Genomic DNA, 15772 nt, shown 5'->3' with positions numbered 1-15772 from the left:
GCGCAATTTAACTGTATATTGGGTCAGGACACAACGATTAGTGGGTGTTTTGGGCTTATTTTACTGCATTTTTGCACCAGTTTACCCAACGTCAAAGGAAGGCGGTCTCTTCAAATGACCGCAATTTCCGGCTGTGGATGCGTTCCAGCGGCATTTCGCGCAGATGTTCCATGGCGCGAATCCCGATCAGCAGATGCCGCGCGACCTGGGTTTTATAGAAATCCGTGGCCATTCCGGGCAGTTTCAGCTCGCCATGCAGGGGTTTGTCGGACACACACAGCAGCGTGCCATAGGGCACCCGGAACCGGAAACCATTGGCCGCAATCGTCGCGCTTTCCATGTCCAGCGCGATGGCGCGGGACTGGCTCAGCCGCTGGACCGGGCCGGACTGGTCGCGCAGTTCCCAGTTGCGGTTGTCGATGGTGGCAACGGTGCCTGTGCGCATGATCCGTTTCAGGTCGTACCCCTGAAGCTCGGTGATCTGGGCCACCGCCTGTTCCAGCGCGATCTGGATCTCGGCCAGTGCCGGGATCGGCACCCAGACCGGCAGATCGTCGTCCAGCACGTGATCCTCGCGCAGATAGCCGTGGGCCAGCACGAAATCGCCCAGGCTTTGCGTGTTGCGCAAACCCGCGCAGTGGCCGACCATCAGCCAGGCATGCGGGCGCAGCACGGCGATGTGGTCGGTCGCGGTCTTGGCGTTCGACGGCCCCACCCCGATATTCACCAGCGTGATCCCGCCCCCGTCGGCGCGTTTCAGGTGATAGGTCGGCATTTGCGGCATCTTGGACGGCACGGGCAGGTGCAGGGTCGGATCGGTAATCTCGACATTGCCGGGCCCCACTAGCGCGGTATAGCCGCTTTCGGGGTCGTTCAGGGCCGCGCGGGCATAGGCCTCGAACTCCTCGACATAGAACTGATAGTTGGTGAACAGAACGTGGTTCTGAAAATGCTCGGCCGCCGTGGCGGTATAATGCTGCAGCCGCGCCAGCGAATAGTCGATCCGCTGCGCCGTGAACGGGGCCAGTGGCGCGGCCCCGTCGGAGAACGTCACACCATAGCCATTGACGATCTCGTCATTGGTGTTCGACAGGTTCGGCACATCGAACACGTCGCGCAGCGGGAATTGGAGCACCCCATCCTGCGGCACGGTCACGCTGTCATCCCCCGCCACCGCGAAATGCACCGGGATCGGCGTGGTCGACGGCCCGACGATGACCGGCACGCCGTGGTTTTCGATCAGCAGGCCGATCTGCTGGCGCAGATAGTGCCGGAACAGGTCCGGCCGGGTGATCGTGGTGGCATAGGTGCCCGGTTCGGCCACATGGCCAAAGCTGAGCCGGCTGTCGATATGGGCAAAGCTGGTCGTGGTGATCCGCACCTCGGGGTAGAAGGCGCGAAACCGTGCGCGGCGTTCGGCACCGGCGAGCGTTTCGTCGAAGCGGTCGCGCAGAAACCCGGTGGCCCGACTATAATGATCCATCAGCGCCTCGACCGCCGCATCAGCATCGGCAAAGGGCTGCGCCGGGGGCACATCGGCGGTTTCAATCGGCAGGCTGGAGCCATCATATGTCATGCGCGCCTCCTTTCATGCGGGCGGGATCGGCCGCTGGGCACACTTGTCACCTTTTTGCCAACGGGCGCAAGCCCTGCGCGCCGCCACTTGCGCCCCGTGGCCCGGCGCGCGAATAGTTGCGCATGACACAGACACTGCTTTCGCTGGGCCACGGGTTCAGCGCCCGCGCCCTGACCCGAATATTGCCGCCCGGCTGGCGGGTGATCGGCACCACCCGCGATCCCGGAAAGGCCGAGGCGCTAAGGGCCGAAGGGGTCGAGCCGGTGATCTGGCCGGACACGGACCTGACCCCGCTGATCGCCCAGGCCACGCATCTGCTGACCTCGGTCGCGCCGGGGCCGGCGGGCGACGCGGTGCTGAACGACTATGCCGACGTGTTGCGCGGGGCGCGGCACCTGAAATGGGTTGGGTATCTGTCGACCACCGGTGTCTATGGCGATCATGGCGGCGACTGGGTGGATGAAAGCAGCCCCCTGACACCGGCCACAAGACGCGGCATCGCGCGCGTTCAGGCCGAGGCCGAATGGGCCGAGCTGGGCCTGCCGCTGCATATCTTTCGGCTGGCCGGCATCTATGGCCCCGGGCGCGGGCCCTTTGCCAAGGTGCGCAACGGCACCGCCCGGCGGATCATCAAGCCCGGTCAGGTGTTCAGCCGCACCCATGTCGACGACATCGCGCAGGTTCTGCTGGCCTCGATCAACCGGCCCAATCCCGGCGCGGCCTATAATGTCTGTGACGACGACCCCGCCCCGCCGCAGGACGTGATTGCCCATGCCGCCGAGTTGCTGGGCCTGCCGGTGCCGCCCGCGATCCCGTTCGATCAGGCCGAGATGACGCCGATGGCGCGCAGCTTCTATGCCGAAAGCAAGAAGGTGCGGAACGACCGGATCAAGGACGAGCTGGGCGTGGTGTTGAAATATCCCGACTATCGGTCGGGCTTGGCGGCGCTGCTGGCGGCAGAGGACCGTTAAGGGGGCGCGGCCTGCGCCCGCGCGCCTTCGGCGAGAGTATTTTCACCAAGAAGAAGGGATCAGGCGCGCCGGGACCCGACCTGACCGATGCCCAGAACGTCGAGCACCTTGGCCTCGATCTCGGGCGCGTTCATGCCTGCGACGGCATACATCTGTTCCGGGCTGGCCTGATCAATGAAGATGTCGGGCAGCACCATCGAGCGGTATTTGAGGCCGGTATCGAACACGCCCTCTTCCGCCAGAAGCTGGGCCACATGAGAGCCGAAACCGCCCACGGCGCCTTCTTCGATCGTGATCAGTGCCTCGTGGTTTGCGGCGAGGTCCAGGATCAGGTCGCGGTCCAGCGGCTTGGCAAAGCGGGCGTCGGCGATGGTGGGGGTGATGCCGCGCGCCGACAGGCCCTCGGCCGCCTTTTGCACCTCGGCCAGGCGGGTACCGAACGACAGGAGCGCGACGCGCGCGCCCGTCTGGATGATGCGACCCTTGCCGATTTCCAGCACCGTGCCGATCTCGGGCATCTCGACGCCCACGCCTTCGCCCCGGGGATAGCGGAAGGCGATGGGGCCATCGTCATGCGCCACAGCGGTGGCGACCATGTGGACCAACTCGGCCTCGTCCGCCGCAGCCATCACGACGAACCCAGGCAGGTTGGCCAGATAGGCCACATCGAAGCTGCCCGCATGGGTCGCGCCATCGGCGCCGACAAGCCCCGCGCGGTCGATGGCGAAGCGCACCGGCAGGCGCTGGATCGCCACGTCATGCACCACCTGATCGTAGCCGCGTTGCAGAAACGTTGAATACATCGCGCAAAACGGTTTCATCCCGCCCGCCGCCAGCCCGGCGCAGAAGGTCACGCCATGCTGTTCGGCGATGCCCACGTCAAAGCACCGGCTGGGATAGCGTTCGGCGAACAGGTCCAGCCCCGTGCCATCGGGCATGGCCGCCGTGACCGCGACGATCTTGTCATCCTGTGCCGCGTGTTTCAGCAGCGATTGCGCGAAGACCTTGGTATAGCTGGGCGCATTCGACGGCGCCTTTTTCTGCTTGCCGGTGACCACGTCGAACTTGGCCGTGGCGTGCCCCTTGTCGGGGCGGCTTTCGGCGTGGTGGTAGCCCTTGCCCTTTTTGGTGATCGCGTGGATCAGAATCGGCCCGGTCGCGCGGTCGCGCACCGTGCGCAGAACCGACAGAAGCTGGTCCATGTCATGCCCGTCGATGGGGCCGACATAGGAAAAGCCAAGCTCTTCGAACAGGGTGCCGCCAACGGTCATGTGTTTCAGCATGTCCTTGGCGCGGCGGGCGCCCTCCTGGAAAGGCGGCGGCAGCAGGCTGACCGCGCCCTTGGCGGCGGCCTTGAATTCCTGGAACGGGGCGCCGGCATAGAGCCGCGACAGATAGGACGACATCGCGCCCACCGGCGGGGCGATGGACATCTCGTTATCGTTCAGGATGACGATCATCCGCTTGCCCAGATGGCCCGCGTTGTTCATCGCCTCGAACGCCATGCCGGCGGACATCGAGCCATCGCCGATCACCGCGATCACATCGCCGATCCCATGCGCGGGCGCGCCGCCCAGGTCGCGCGCGACGGCAAAGCCCAGCGCGGCGGAAATCGAGGTCGAGCTGTGCGCGGCACCGAACGGGTCATAGGGGGATTCCGAGCGTTTGGTGAACCCGCTCAGGCCACCCTCTTGCCGCAGGGTGCGGATGCGGTCGCGCCGCCCGGTCAGGATCTTGTGCGGATAGCATTGGTGGCTGACATCCCAGATCAGCCGATCCTTGGGTGTATCGAACACCGCGTGCAGCGCGACGGTCATCTCGACCACGCCCAGCCCCGCGCCCAGATGCCCGCCGGTCTGGGACACCGCCGAGATCGTCTCGGCCCGCAATTCGTCGGCCAGCTGCGACAGCTGCGCATCGCTCAGACGTTTCAGGTCGGCCGGGACACTCACCTGGTCCAGCAGCGGGGTATCGGGTCTGTCGCTCATCCTATCCGTCCCCTCCTTCGGGTCGGCATCAGTTCTCGCGCGAGATAACGAAGCGGGCGGCATCCCGCAAGCATTCCGCGTCATCGCCATATACAGATAGCGCCTCGCAGGCCTCGTGCACGAGGTTCGCAGCGCGGCGTTTCGCCTCGTCCAGACCCAGCAGCGAGACGAACGTGGCCTTGCCCGCATCGGCATCCTTGCCCACGGCCTTGCCGGTCTTGGCGGCGTCGCCTTCGACATCCAGAACGTCATCGGCGATCTGAAACGCCAGGCCCAGGCAATCGCCATAGGTTTCCAGCGCCTGCGCGTCAGCGCCCGCGATATGGGCACCCGCCGTGGCCGACCATGTGATCAGCGCGCCGGTCTTGCCGGCCTGAAGCCGGGTGATCTGATCCAGCGTCAGGGGCGTGTCAGCGGTTTCGGCCGCGATATCCATCGCCTGCCCGCCGACCATGCCGCGAATGCCCGCGGCATCGGCCAGGCTGCCGAACAGCAGGACCTTGCTGTCCGCCGAACAGTCGGTGAAGAATAGCGATTGAAAGGCCAGCGATTGCAAGGCGTCACCGGCCAGCACGGCGGTGGTCTCGTCCCATTTGCGGTGCACGGTCGGCTTGCCACGCCGCAGGTCGTCGTCATCCATGCAGGGCAGGTCGTCATGCACCAGCGAATACGCGTGGATCGCCTCAATCGCCGCGGCGGCGGGGGCGGATGCGGTGCGGTCGATCCCGAACAGCCGCGCGCTTTCCAGTACCAGAAAGGCCCGCAACCCCTTGCCCCCATCCAGGGCATAGCGCATGGCCTGCGCCACATCGCCGTCCTGCCCCGCCAGCAGCATGTGCAACTGCGCCAGCGACAGCGTGCGCGCCCGATCCAGCGCCGCGTCCAGGGGCAGCGCGGCGATGTCGGGGGCCTGGGTGACGATGATCGGGTCCGGCATCACATGCCTTCGACAGGGGTCGTCCCGGTGGGGTTGCCATTGGCGTCCAGCGTGATCGCGGCGACCTTTTCCTCGGCCTCTTTCAGCTTGGTCTCGCAGCGCGCCTTCAGCTCGGCCCCGCGTTCATAAAGCCCGATCGATTCCTCCAGCGGCACATCGCCCCGTTCCAGCCGGTTCACGACGCCTTCCAGCGCCTGCAACGCCTCTTCGAAACTCATCTCGGCCACGGGTTTGTCGCTCACGATCCCTGCTCCATCAAAACCTGAACATGGGCCGCGACGCTCGCGGCCAGCGCCTGCAGATCATATCCGCCTTCCAGAGTCGAGACCACCCGCCCCCCGGCATGACGCGCCGCAACCTCACAGAGCCGCTCGGTGACCCAGACGAAATCCTCGACGCTCCAGTTCAACTGCGCCAGCGGATCGGCCATATGCGCGTCGAACCCGGCCGAGATCAGGACAAGCTCCGGCGCGAATTCGTCCAGCGCGGGCAGGATCTGACCCTGATATTCCTTGCGCATCAGCGACCCGCCCGACATCGGCGGCAGCGGCACGTTCAGGATATTCTCATGCGCGCCGCGTTCATGCGCCGCCCCGGTGCCGGGATAAAGCGGCATCTGGTGGCTCGAGGCGAACAGCACCCGCCCCTCGTCCCACATCAGATCCTGGGTGCCATTGCCGTGATGCACATCGAAATCGACGATCGCGACGCGGTTCAGCCCGTGGTGGTCCAGCGCGTGTTTCGCCGCAATCGCGACATTGCCGAACAGGCAGAAGCCCATCGCGGTTTCGGTTTCCGCGTGGTGCCCGGGCGGGCGGCAGGACACGAACGCGTTCTGCACCTGTCCGCCGATCACCTGATCCACCGCCAACAGGTTGCCGCCCACCCCGCGCCGCGCGGCGGCCAGCGAGCCCGGCGCCAGATGCGTATCGCCATTGAGCGACGACCACCCCGTCACCGGCAGCGCATTGCTGATCCGGTCGATATAGGTCTGCGGGTGACAGCGCAGGATATCGGCGTCCTCGGCCAGTGGGGCGGCAAGATATGTCAGCCCGTCGAATTCCGACCCGGCCAGCCGTTCGTTGATTGCATGCAGCCGCGCCACCTGTTCGGGATGGCCCGGCGGCGTGACATGGTCCAGGCAATCGGGATGGGTGATGAAGGCCGTGGCCATCAGTCCGGCGCCAGCATGTAACCCGCCCCGCGCACGGTTTGCAGGTATCGGGGCTGTTTGGGGTTCACCTCGATCTTGCGGCGCAGGCGCGTGATCTGGACATCGACCGCGCGTTCCTGCGCCTGACCGCGGTCGCGGCCCAGATCCTCGACCAGCTTGGCGCGGCTCAGCGGCTCGCCAATGGCGGTGCAAAAGATCTTCATCAATTGGCTTTCGGTGGCGGTCAGGCGGATCAGATCCTCGCCATTCCACAGCTCGCCCCGTTCGGTGTCATAGCGCACCGGCCCCATCTGCAACAGCTTGGGCGCGGCGGCCTGCGCGGGTTCGGCGGGCACACGGCGCAGGATCGCGTTGATCCGCAGCAACAGCTCTTTCGGCTCGAAGGGCTTGGCCAGATAATCGTCGGCCCCGGCCTCCAGCCCGTCGATGCGCTCCTGGGTTTCGGCCTTGGCCGTCAACAGCAGGATCGGCGTCTGAAGGCTTTCGCGCAGCGACCGGGTCAGGCTGACGCCATCCTCGCCCGGCATCATCACGTCCAGCACGATCAGATCGAAATCCAGCCCGCCCAGCAGCCGCCGGGCATGGGCGGCATCGCGCGCGGCGCTGACCCAGAAACCGTGCCGCACCAGAAACTTCTGCAACAGCTCGCGGATGCGCTCGTCATCATCCACGATCAGCAGGTGCGCGTCGTTCACATCGCTCATCTTTCGCCCTCCCTGACCTGATTGTAATGGCGCCGCATTTCGGGGTCCATCATTGCCTCGAGCACCTGACGAAATCCCGCAACGGCTTCGGGGCCGACCTGACGATAGGCGGCCCGCATCCGCGCCCGCTGCGCGGTGGACAGCTCTTGCTCCAGCGCGGTGCCTGCCTCGGTCAGGTACAGGTGCCGCTCGCGCTTGTCGCGGGTGCCCACACGGCTTTCGACCAGCCCATCCTCGATCAGCGCGCGCAGCACGCGGTTCAGCGATTGCTTGGTCACGCCCAGCACCGACAGCAGGTTGTTGACCGTTGTGCCGGGGCTGCGGTTGATGAAGTGGATCGCCCGGTGATGCGCCCGGCCATAGGCGTGGTTTTCCAGGATCCGGTCGGGATCGGCGGTGAACCCGCGATAGGCAAAGAACATCGCCTCGATCCCCTTGCGCAGCTGGTCATCGGTCAGAAACAGCAGGCTTTCGCCACTGGGCGTGGCGGGTTTCGTGCCGTTGCTCATCATCGCCCCCGGTTCACTTCTTTTGTTACAGCATCCGATTTTATGTCAGTCTTGTTGACTTTCCAAGAATCAATTGTTAGCGAATTCCCGGTTTTGCGAAATTATGTGTCCGGTGCGGACCTATTTCGGCAACTTATGAAAATTGACGCCGCAGCTAGAAGAGGAAAAGACAATGGCTGGTTATGATGACCGCGACGGCAAGATCTGGATGGATGGCAAGCTGATCGACTGGCGCGCGGCGAACGTACACATTCTGACCCATGCCTTGCACTATGCCTCGTCCGTGTTCGAAGGCGAGCGCGCCTATAACGGCAAGATCTTCAAAAGCCGGGAACATTCCGAACGACTGCATTTCTCGGCCGGCGAACTGGATTTCCAGATCCCCTTTACCGTCGACGAGATCGAGGCCGCCAAGCAGGAGGTCCTGACCGCGAACGGGCTGACCGATGCCTATGTGCGCGCGGTCGCCTGGCGCGGCGCGGGCGAGGATATGGGGGTCGCATCCGCCCGCAACCCGGTTCACCTGGCCATCGCGGCCTGGGAATGGGGCGCCTATTACGGCGATGCCAAGATGAAGGGCGCCAAGCTGGACATTTCGAAATGGAAACGTCCCAGCCCCGAAACCATCCCCGTGCATGCCAAGGCGGCGGGTCTTTACATGATCTGCACCACGTCGAAACACGCGGCCGAGGCCAAGGGCTGTTCGGACGCCCTGTTCATGGATTATCGCGGCTATGTGGCCGAGGCGACGGGCGCCAACATCTTCTTCGTCAAGGATGGCGAGGTGCACACCCCCGACCCCGATTGCTTCCTGAACGGGCTGACCCGCCAGACCGTCATCGGCATGCTGCGTGACCGTCAGGTCAAGGTGCACGAGCGCCACATCATGCCCGAAGAGATGGAAGGGTTCGAACAATGCTGGCTGACCGGCACCGCGGCCGAGGTCACGCCCGTGGGCCAGATCGGCGACTATAATTTCGAGGTCGGCGCGCTGACGCGCGAGATCGCCGGAAGCTATGAAAAGCTGGTGCGTTCCTGAGCATCACAGCGGCGGCCTTCGGGCCGCCGCTTTCGTTTCAGGCCCGCTTCAACTGCACCGGCGCGGCCTGCGCCTTGGGCCGCCGCACGATCAGGATTGACGGGCTGCCGATCCCCTCGCGCTCCACATGTTCGGCCAGATCGGCCAGCGACGTGCGGCTGATCCGTTCATCGGCGTGGCTGGCGCGCGACACGATCTCGACCCCGCTATCGGGGGCCAGGCCACTGTCCATCAAGTTGTCCTGCAACGCGCGCGCCTTGTGCACCGCCATGTACAGCACCAGCGTGGTGCCCGGATGCATCAGCGTGCCCCAGGACGGCGCAGCATCACCGGGGCGACAGGTGCCGGTGGCCAGGATGACATGGTCGGTCTCGCCCCGCTCGCTCAGCGACCGGCCCAGGCTGGCCGCCGCCGCGCTGGCGGCTGTGACGCCGGGCACGATTTCCACCGGGATACCGGCGGCGCGGGCGGCGTCCATTTCCTCGGTCGCGCGGCCAAAGATCGAAGGGTCGCCGGATTTCAGCCGCACGACGTTCTGGCCGCGCTGTGCCGCCGACACGATCAGCGCGTTGATCCGATCCTGTGGCCAATCGCTGGCGCCCACCGTCTTGCCCACAAAGACACGTTCGGCATCCCGCCGCGCCAGTTCCAGCACATCGGGATCGACCAGCCGGTCGTAAAAGATCACATCCGCTTCCTGCAGCCGCTCGACCGCGCGCAGGGTCAGCAGATCGCGCGCGCCGGGGCCCGCGCCGATCAGCGCGATGCGCCCCAGATCGTCGGCGCTTTCGCCGCCCTCGGCGATGCGCGCCTTCAGCGCCTGTGCCGCGCTGCGCTCATTGCCGCTGCGAAATTCCTGCCATTCCGGCCCGCCGAAGACCGACCGCCAGAACGCCCGCCGCCGTGCCATCGGCACCCGTGCGGCCACCGCCCCGCGCAACCGCCCCGCCAGCGCGGCGAACGCGCCCAGCCGGGGGTCAAGCTGCTGTTCGATATCGGTCTTGATCCGCCGCGCCAGAACCGGCGCCGTACCTTCGGTCCCAATGGCCACGACCACCGGATCGCGATCGACGATGGAGGGCGTGGTGATATCGCACAGCTCGGGCCGGTCGACGACATTGACCATCGCGCCGCCCGCCTTGGCCAGCGCGTGCAGGCTGAAATCGACCGCCGGGCAGCCCGTGGCGATGAACCCCATCGCACAGCCCGCGAAACTGTCGGGCGTGATCGGGCCGGATCGCCAATCGGCCCGCCCCTCGGCCACCAGCGCGGACAGCTCTTCGTCCAGCGCGGGCGCCAGCAGCACGATCCGCGCGTCGGTCTTCAGCATCAGCCGCGCCTTTTGCGCCGCCTGTTCGCCCCCGCCCGCGATGACCACATGGCGGTCGGTGGTCTTGACGAACATCGGAAAGCTTTTCATCGCCCCGCCCCTATTCTGCGGCCTGCGGGACATGCATACCCGCCAGGATGGTTGCCAGTTCGGGCCGGCACGAGCCGCAATTGGTACCCGCCTGGATGGCTTCGCCGATCTGTTCAACGGTCGTCAGGTGCCGTTCGGCAATCGCGGCGATGATGGTGTTGATCCCGATGTCGAAACAGGCGCAAACCGTCGCGCCCGGGTCGGGCTGGTCGGCGCCGGGGCGCCCGGCCAGAACGCCCGCACCCGCCGCGCCCAGTGCCGAACAGGCGTATTTCCGGGCCACCTGCACCGGCTCTTTGTCGGTAAAGAGCGCGGCGGTCAGCACCCCGTCGCGAAAGAGCGCAACCCGCGCCAATCCCCGCGTTGCGTCCTCGACCACCACTGCCTCGCCGTCGGTCTGGCCGAACAGGGCGCGGGCAAACGCCTCCCAATCGGCGGGACGGTCGAAATCGGCCAGTTCGGCGCGCCAGCCTTCGTTGCTGGGGATCATCGCCCAATAGGCCGCATCCGGCGCCATCCGGTCAGCCGAAACGGCGAACCCGTACCAGGCGGGTTTTGCCGGGGCGACCGACACAACCGAGGCCTTGCCCTCGGGCTGGCCCGAGACCGGATCGGTTTCGGCCCGGATCACCGTGCCGATCCGCGCCGAAGACGCGAATTCCGAGGTCCAGTGCATCGGCGCAAAGACCGATCCGCGCCGCACCCGGTCGGTGATCAGCGCCCGCAGCAGAACCGCGCCGTACGGGCTTTCGACCCGGACGATATCGGCCGGCTCAATGCCCGTGCCTTGGGCGTCCAGCGGGTGGATCTCAAGGAACGGTTCGGCCAGGTGCTGGCTCAGGCGCGCGGATTTCGCCGTGCGCGTCATCGTGTGCCACTGATCGCGAATGCGCCCGGTGTTCAGCCGGAACGGAAATTCAGCCGTGGGGCTGGCCACCGGCGCGCGGTGGGTCAGCGCCAGCATCCGCCCCTTGCGGTCGGGGGTGAAAAAACCGCCCTCGGCAAAGAACCGGTCACCGGCCTGCCCCTGCTTCGGGACGGGCCAATAGGTGGGCTGCAACGCGTCATAGGCCTGCTGGTCCAGATCCGACAGGCCCGAGATATCGAAATCGCGCCCGAACTGGCCCGCAATGCCAGAGAGCGCGGCATATTCGCGAAAGATCTCGGACGGGCTTTGATAATCGAACGCCTGTGCCCAGCCCATGCGGCGGCCCACATCGGCGATGATGTTCCAGTCGTGCCGCGCCGCACCGGGAATCGGCATCACCCCGCGCTGGCGGCTGATGCAGCGTTCGGAATTGGTGACGGTGCCGTCCTTTTCGGCCCAGCCGGTGGCGGGCAGGATCACATCGGCCAGCCGCGCGGTATCGGTCGTGGCGTACATGTCCGACACCACCACGAAATCACAGGCCGCGATGGCGTCGCGCACGCTGTTGGCCTCGGGGAGGGACACGGCGGGGTTGGTGCACATGACCCACAGCGCCTTGATCTTGCCCTCGCCCGCGGCGCGGAACATGTCCACGGCCTTCAGCCCGGCATTGGTCGGCATCTCGGGCGCGGACCAGAATTCCTGAACCGCCGCGCGATGGTCGGCGTTTTCGATATCCAGGTGACAGGCCAGCATGTTGGCCAGCCCGCCAACCTCGCGCCCGCCCATGGCGTTGGGTTGTCCGGTGACGGAAAACGGACCCATCCCGGGGCGACCAACCCGTCCGGTCGCCAGGTGGCAATTGATGATTGCGTTGACCTTGTCGCTGCCGCTGGTCGACTGATTCACGCCCTGGCTGAAGACGGTCACGACCTTTTCGGTACCGATCCAGCTGTCCACGAATTCCGCGATCTCATCGGGATGCAGGCCGGTGACCGAAACATCGCCCCCTGCCGCCGCCGCGATGGCCGCGTCAAAGCCCGACACATGCCGGGCGACGTAATCGGCGTCCACCACATCCCGGCGCACGATTTGCGCCAGCAGGTGATTGAACAGCGCCACATCGCTGCCCGGTTCGACCGACAGGTGCAGGTCCGCCAGATCCGACGTGGCCGTGCGGCGCGGGTCGATATTGACCACGCGCAGCCCCGGCCGGGCCTTTTTCGCCGCCGCCAGCCGCTGGTACAGGACCGGGTGGCACCAGGCCAGGTTGCTGCCGACCAGCACGACCGTGTCAGCCTCTTCCAGGTCGGTATAGCGGCCTGGCACCGTGTCGGTGCCAAAGGCGCGCTTGTGCCCGGCCACGGTCGAGGCCATGCAAAGCCGCGAGTTGGTGTCGATATTGGCCGAGCCGATGAAACCCTTCATCAGCTTGTTGGCGACATAGTAATCCTCGGTCAGCAACTGGCCCGAGACATAGAAGGCCACGCTGTCGGGCCCGTGTTCGGCAATCGTGGCCTTGAACCGTTCGGCCACCAGATCCAGCGCGCTGTCCCAGCTTGCCGCAGCCCCATCCACGACCGGGTGCAACAGCCGGCCATCCAGATCGACGGTCTCGCCCAGCGCCGAGCCTTTGGAGCAGAGCCGCCCGTAATTGGCCGGATGGGTCTGGTCGCCGCGCACCTGCAATCCGCCCGCACCGTCAGGGCTCAGCTTGACGCCGCAGCCGACACCGCAATAAGGGCAGGTCGAGCAGACCACCGGGGCCTGCGCCGATCCCTTCTGCGCCAGAGGCAGCTCGGACCCGTCCATCACGCGGCAGCCGGTTTTGAAAGCTGCGCGCTATCAAGCAGGATACGCCCGGCTTCGACCTTGGTGCCGAAGGTGGCGATCTGCCCCTCGTCGGCGCCCTGTGCCTGTCCGGTGTTCAGATCGAACACCCAGTTGTGCAGCGGACAGGTCACCTTCTGGCCATGCACGATGCCTTCGGACAGCGGGCCGCCCTTGTGCGGGCAGCGGTCCGATGTCGCAAAAACCTCGGCCTCGGCGGTGCGGAACACCGCGACACAGCCCAGCGCCGTCTTGACGACCCGCGCGCCGCGCACGGGGATGTCGTCGATGCTTCCGATATCGATCCAGCTCATTCCGCGGCCTCCAGTGTCAGGTCTGCAAGGGGTTGATAGCTTTCGGCACGTTCGCGGGCGTGTTCGGCCCACGGGTCGGTGCGATAGACCGATTGCGAGATCTCGAACCGTTCGACCAGCGCCTTACGGTTTTCCAGATCGTCGACCACCTGTTCCTTGACCCAGTCGAGCCCGACCTTGGCGACCCATTTATAACCCCGGTCCAGATATTTGGCGTTCTCGCGATAGATCTGGACAAAGGCGGTGGTGACCGCGATCGCCTCTTCCTCGGTCGTGACCTTGGCCAGAAGCTCGGTTTCCTTCACGTCCATACCGGCGGCGCCGGCCACGCTGACCTCGTACCCGCTGTCGACACAGACGATGCCCACATCCTTGCAGGTGGCTTCGGCACAGTTGCGGGGGCAACCCGACACGCCAAGCTTGACCTTGTGCGGCGTCCACGACCCCCACAGCAGCTTTTCCAGCTTGATGCCAAGCCCGGTGCTGTCCTGGGTGCCGAAGCGGCAGTGATCCTTGCCCACACAGGTTTTCACCGTGCGCAGACCCTTGGAATAGGCATGGCCCGACACCATTCCCGCCTGGTTCAGGTCGTACCACATCGCGGGCAGGTCTTCCTTCTTGACCCCCAGCAGGTCGATCCGCTGACCGCCCGTCACCTTGACCGTCGGCACGTTGTACTTGTCGGCGGCATCGGCAATCGCGCGCAGCTCGTCCGGTGTGGTGATCCCGCCCCACATCCGCGGCACGACGCTATAGGTGCCGTCCTTCTGGATATTGGCGTGGTTGCGTTCGTTCACGAAGCGCGACTGGGGATCGTCGCGGTATTCCAGCGGCCAGTCGGCCAGCAGATAGAAGTTGATCGCGGGCCGGCAGACATGGCAGCCATTGGGCGTTTTCCAGCCCAGTTCCTGCCAGACGGCGGGTTGCGATTTCAGCTCCTGGCTCTTGATCAAACGGCGCACATCCTCGTGGCTGAGATCGGTGCAGCCACAGACCGATTGCGCGGCGGGAATGACGAAATCATCGCCCAGCGTGACGCCCAGAACCTGTTCCACCAGCCCGGTGCAGGTCCCGCAGGACGCGCTGGCCTTGGTGGTCGCGCGGATCGCCGCCAGATCGGTCGCGCCCGCGTTGATCGCGGCCACGATGTCACCCTTGCATACGCCGTTGCAGCCGCAGATCTCTGCGTCATCCGGTAAGGCTGCAACGGCCGCCATAGGGTCCAGCGGCTCTCCTCCCTGATAGGCGGGGCCGAAGATCAGCGTCTCGCGCATGTCCGAGATATCTTCGCCATCCTTGATCAGACCGAAGAACCAGTTGCTGTCGGCGGTGTCGCCATACATCACCGCGCCGATCAGCTTGTCGTCCGCGATCACCAGACGCTTGTAGACGCCGCGCGCGGGGTCGCGGAACACGATGTCCTCGCGGCCGTCGCCATCGGCGAAGTCACCGGCGCTGAACAGGTCGCAACCGGTGACCTTCAGCTTGGTCGACACCTCGCGCTGCACGAACCGGGCGTCATCGCCCAGCAGCGTCTTGGCCACGACCTTGGCCTGGTCGTAAAGCGGCGCCACCAGACCGAAGATCGCGCCGTCATGTTCGACGCATTCGCCCACGGCCAGGATATCCGGGTCCGAGGTCACCATGTGATCGTCAACGTGGATCCCACGGCCGGTGGCCAGCCCGTTCTCGGCCGCCAGGGCGACATTCGGGCGAATGCCCACCGCCATCACCAGCAGGTCACAGGGCAGCTCGGTTCCGTCATCCAGCATCAGCGCGGCGACCTTGCCATCCTTGCCGACGATCTCCTTGGAATTGGCGCTGCACATCACCTTGATGCCGCGATCGACCAGCGCCTTGCGCAGCAGGTAACCGGCGGCCTCGTCCAGCTGACGTTCCATCAGGTGGCCCATGATATGCACCACGGTCACATCGACCCCGCGCAGCTTCAGCCCTGCAGCGGCTTCCAGACCCAGCAGGCCGCCACCGATCACAACCGCCTTGGCGTCGGATTTCTCGCCCAGCGCGATCATCTTGTTGGTGTCTTCCAGATCGCGATAGGCGATCACACCGTCCAGGTCATGCCCCGGCAGCGGGATGATGAACGGGTTCGAGCCGGTGCCGATCAGCAGCTTGTCATAGGGCAGGACATCGCCGTTTTCGGCGGTCACGGTCTTGGCGGCCTTGTCGATCGCAACGACCTTTTCGCCAAAGCGGCAGGTCACGCCGTTTTCCTCGTACCATTCGGCGGTATGGGTCACGATCTCGTCAAAGGTTTTCTCGCCCGACAGGACCGGCGACAGCATGATCCGGTTATAGTTGCCACGCGGTTCGGCGTTGAACAGGGTGACGTCCCAGCCATCGGGTTGCGCGGCCAGCAATTCCTCGAGCGCGCGGCCCGAAGCCATACCCGCACCGATGATGATCAGTTTCTGAGTCACA

Annotated in this window: 13 protein-coding genes; 2 read left to right on the top strand and 11 right to left on the bottom strand. The window is 65.5% G+C overall.

What is annotated here, in order from left to right:
- Positions 1-91: 91 nt before the first annotated feature.
- A complete protein-coding gene (locus CLM60_RS05355) occupies positions 92-1576 on the bottom strand; it encodes an AMP nucleosidase (protein WP_095588138.1) in 1485 nt (494 codons plus the stop codon).
- Between the two features lie 122 nt (positions 1577-1698).
- Between CLM60_RS05355 and CLM60_RS05350 the strand changes: the two genes are divergently transcribed.
- Positions 1699-2547, top strand: a complete 849-nt coding sequence (locus CLM60_RS05350; RefSeq protein WP_095588137.1) for an SDR family oxidoreductase — start codon at positions 1699-1701, stop codon at positions 2545-2547.
- 59 nt (positions 2548-2606) lie between these two features.
- On the opposite strand, the gene dxs is transcribed toward CLM60_RS05350, so the two are convergent.
- From dxs to CLM60_RS05320, 6 genes are read right to left on the bottom strand one after another with little or no spacing between them, the layout of a single operon-like run.
- Positions 2607-4535, bottom strand: coding sequence for a 1-deoxy-D-xylulose-5-phosphate synthase (gene dxs, locus CLM60_RS05345; protein WP_095588136.1), 1929 nt, complete (start codon positions 4533-4535; stop codon positions 2607-2609).
- A gap of 28 nt (positions 4536-4563) precedes the next feature.
- The gene (locus tag CLM60_RS05340; protein WP_176473798.1) at positions 4564-5472 is read right to left on the bottom strand and encodes a polyprenyl synthetase family protein; all 909 of its coding nucleotides are present in this window, start codon (positions 5470-5472) and stop codon (positions 4564-4566) included.
- Positions 5472-5714, bottom strand: a complete 243-nt coding sequence (locus CLM60_RS05335) for an exodeoxyribonuclease VII small subunit (protein WP_095588135.1) — start codon at positions 5712-5714, stop codon at positions 5472-5474. Before CLM60_RS05335 ends, CLM60_RS05340 begins: the two co-directional genes overlap by 1 nt.
- Positions 5711-6646: a histone deacetylase family protein gene (locus tag CLM60_RS05330; RefSeq protein ID WP_095588134.1), complete on the bottom strand. Its 936-nt coding sequence runs from the start codon at positions 6644-6646 to the stop codon at positions 5711-5713. Before CLM60_RS05330 ends, CLM60_RS05335 begins: the two co-directional genes overlap by 4 nt.
- A complete protein-coding gene (locus CLM60_RS05325; RefSeq protein ID WP_095588133.1) occupies positions 6646-7350 on the bottom strand; it encodes a response regulator in 705 nt (234 codons plus the stop codon). The genes CLM60_RS05330 and CLM60_RS05325 overlap by 1 nt, the downstream gene beginning before the upstream one ends.
- The gene (locus tag CLM60_RS05320; protein ID WP_095588234.1) at positions 7347-7859 is read right to left on the bottom strand and encodes a MarR family winged helix-turn-helix transcriptional regulator; all 513 of its coding nucleotides are present in this window, start codon (positions 7857-7859) and stop codon (positions 7347-7349) included. Before CLM60_RS05320 ends, CLM60_RS05325 begins: the two co-directional genes overlap by 4 nt.
- A gap of 172 nt (positions 7860-8031) precedes the next feature.
- Between CLM60_RS05320 and CLM60_RS05315 the strand changes: the two genes are divergently transcribed.
- Complete coding sequence (locus CLM60_RS05315; RefSeq protein ID WP_095588132.1) at positions 8032-8898, top strand: branched-chain amino acid aminotransferase; 867 nt, start codon at positions 8032-8034, stop codon at positions 8896-8898.
- A 37-nt stretch (positions 8899-8935) separates the two neighbouring features.
- On the opposite strand, the gene cysG is transcribed toward CLM60_RS05315, so the two are convergent.
- From cysG to nirB, 4 genes are read right to left on the bottom strand one after another with little or no spacing between them, the layout of a single operon-like run.
- Positions 8936-10318, bottom strand: a complete 1383-nt coding sequence (cysG, locus tag CLM60_RS05310) for a siroheme synthase CysG (RefSeq protein WP_095588131.1) — start codon at positions 10316-10318, stop codon at positions 8936-8938.
- Between the two features lie 10 nt (positions 10319-10328).
- Positions 10329-12998, bottom strand: a complete 2670-nt coding sequence (locus tag CLM60_RS05305; protein ID WP_095588130.1) for a nitrate reductase — start codon at positions 12996-12998, stop codon at positions 10329-10331.
- The gene (nirD, locus tag CLM60_RS05300) at positions 12998-13330 is read right to left on the bottom strand and encodes a nitrite reductase small subunit NirD (protein WP_095588129.1); all 333 of its coding nucleotides are present in this window, start codon (positions 13328-13330) and stop codon (positions 12998-13000) included. The genes CLM60_RS05305 and nirD overlap by 1 nt, the downstream gene beginning before the upstream one ends.
- Positions 13327-15771 carry a nitrite reductase large subunit NirB gene (gene nirB, locus CLM60_RS05295; RefSeq protein ID WP_095588128.1) on the bottom strand — a complete coding sequence of 815 codons (2445 nt, stop codon included), beginning with the start codon at positions 15769-15771 and terminating at the stop codon, positions 13327-13329. Before nirB ends, nirD begins: the two co-directional genes overlap by 4 nt.
- Position 15772 lies beyond the last annotated feature (1 nt).

The organism is Actibacterium ureilyticum (assembly GCF_002285435.1).
Lineage (GTDB): Bacteria > Pseudomonadota > Alphaproteobacteria > Rhodobacterales > Rhodobacteraceae > Actibacterium_C > Actibacterium_C ureilyticum.
This window is presented reverse-complemented; position numbering and strand designations above follow the sequence as displayed.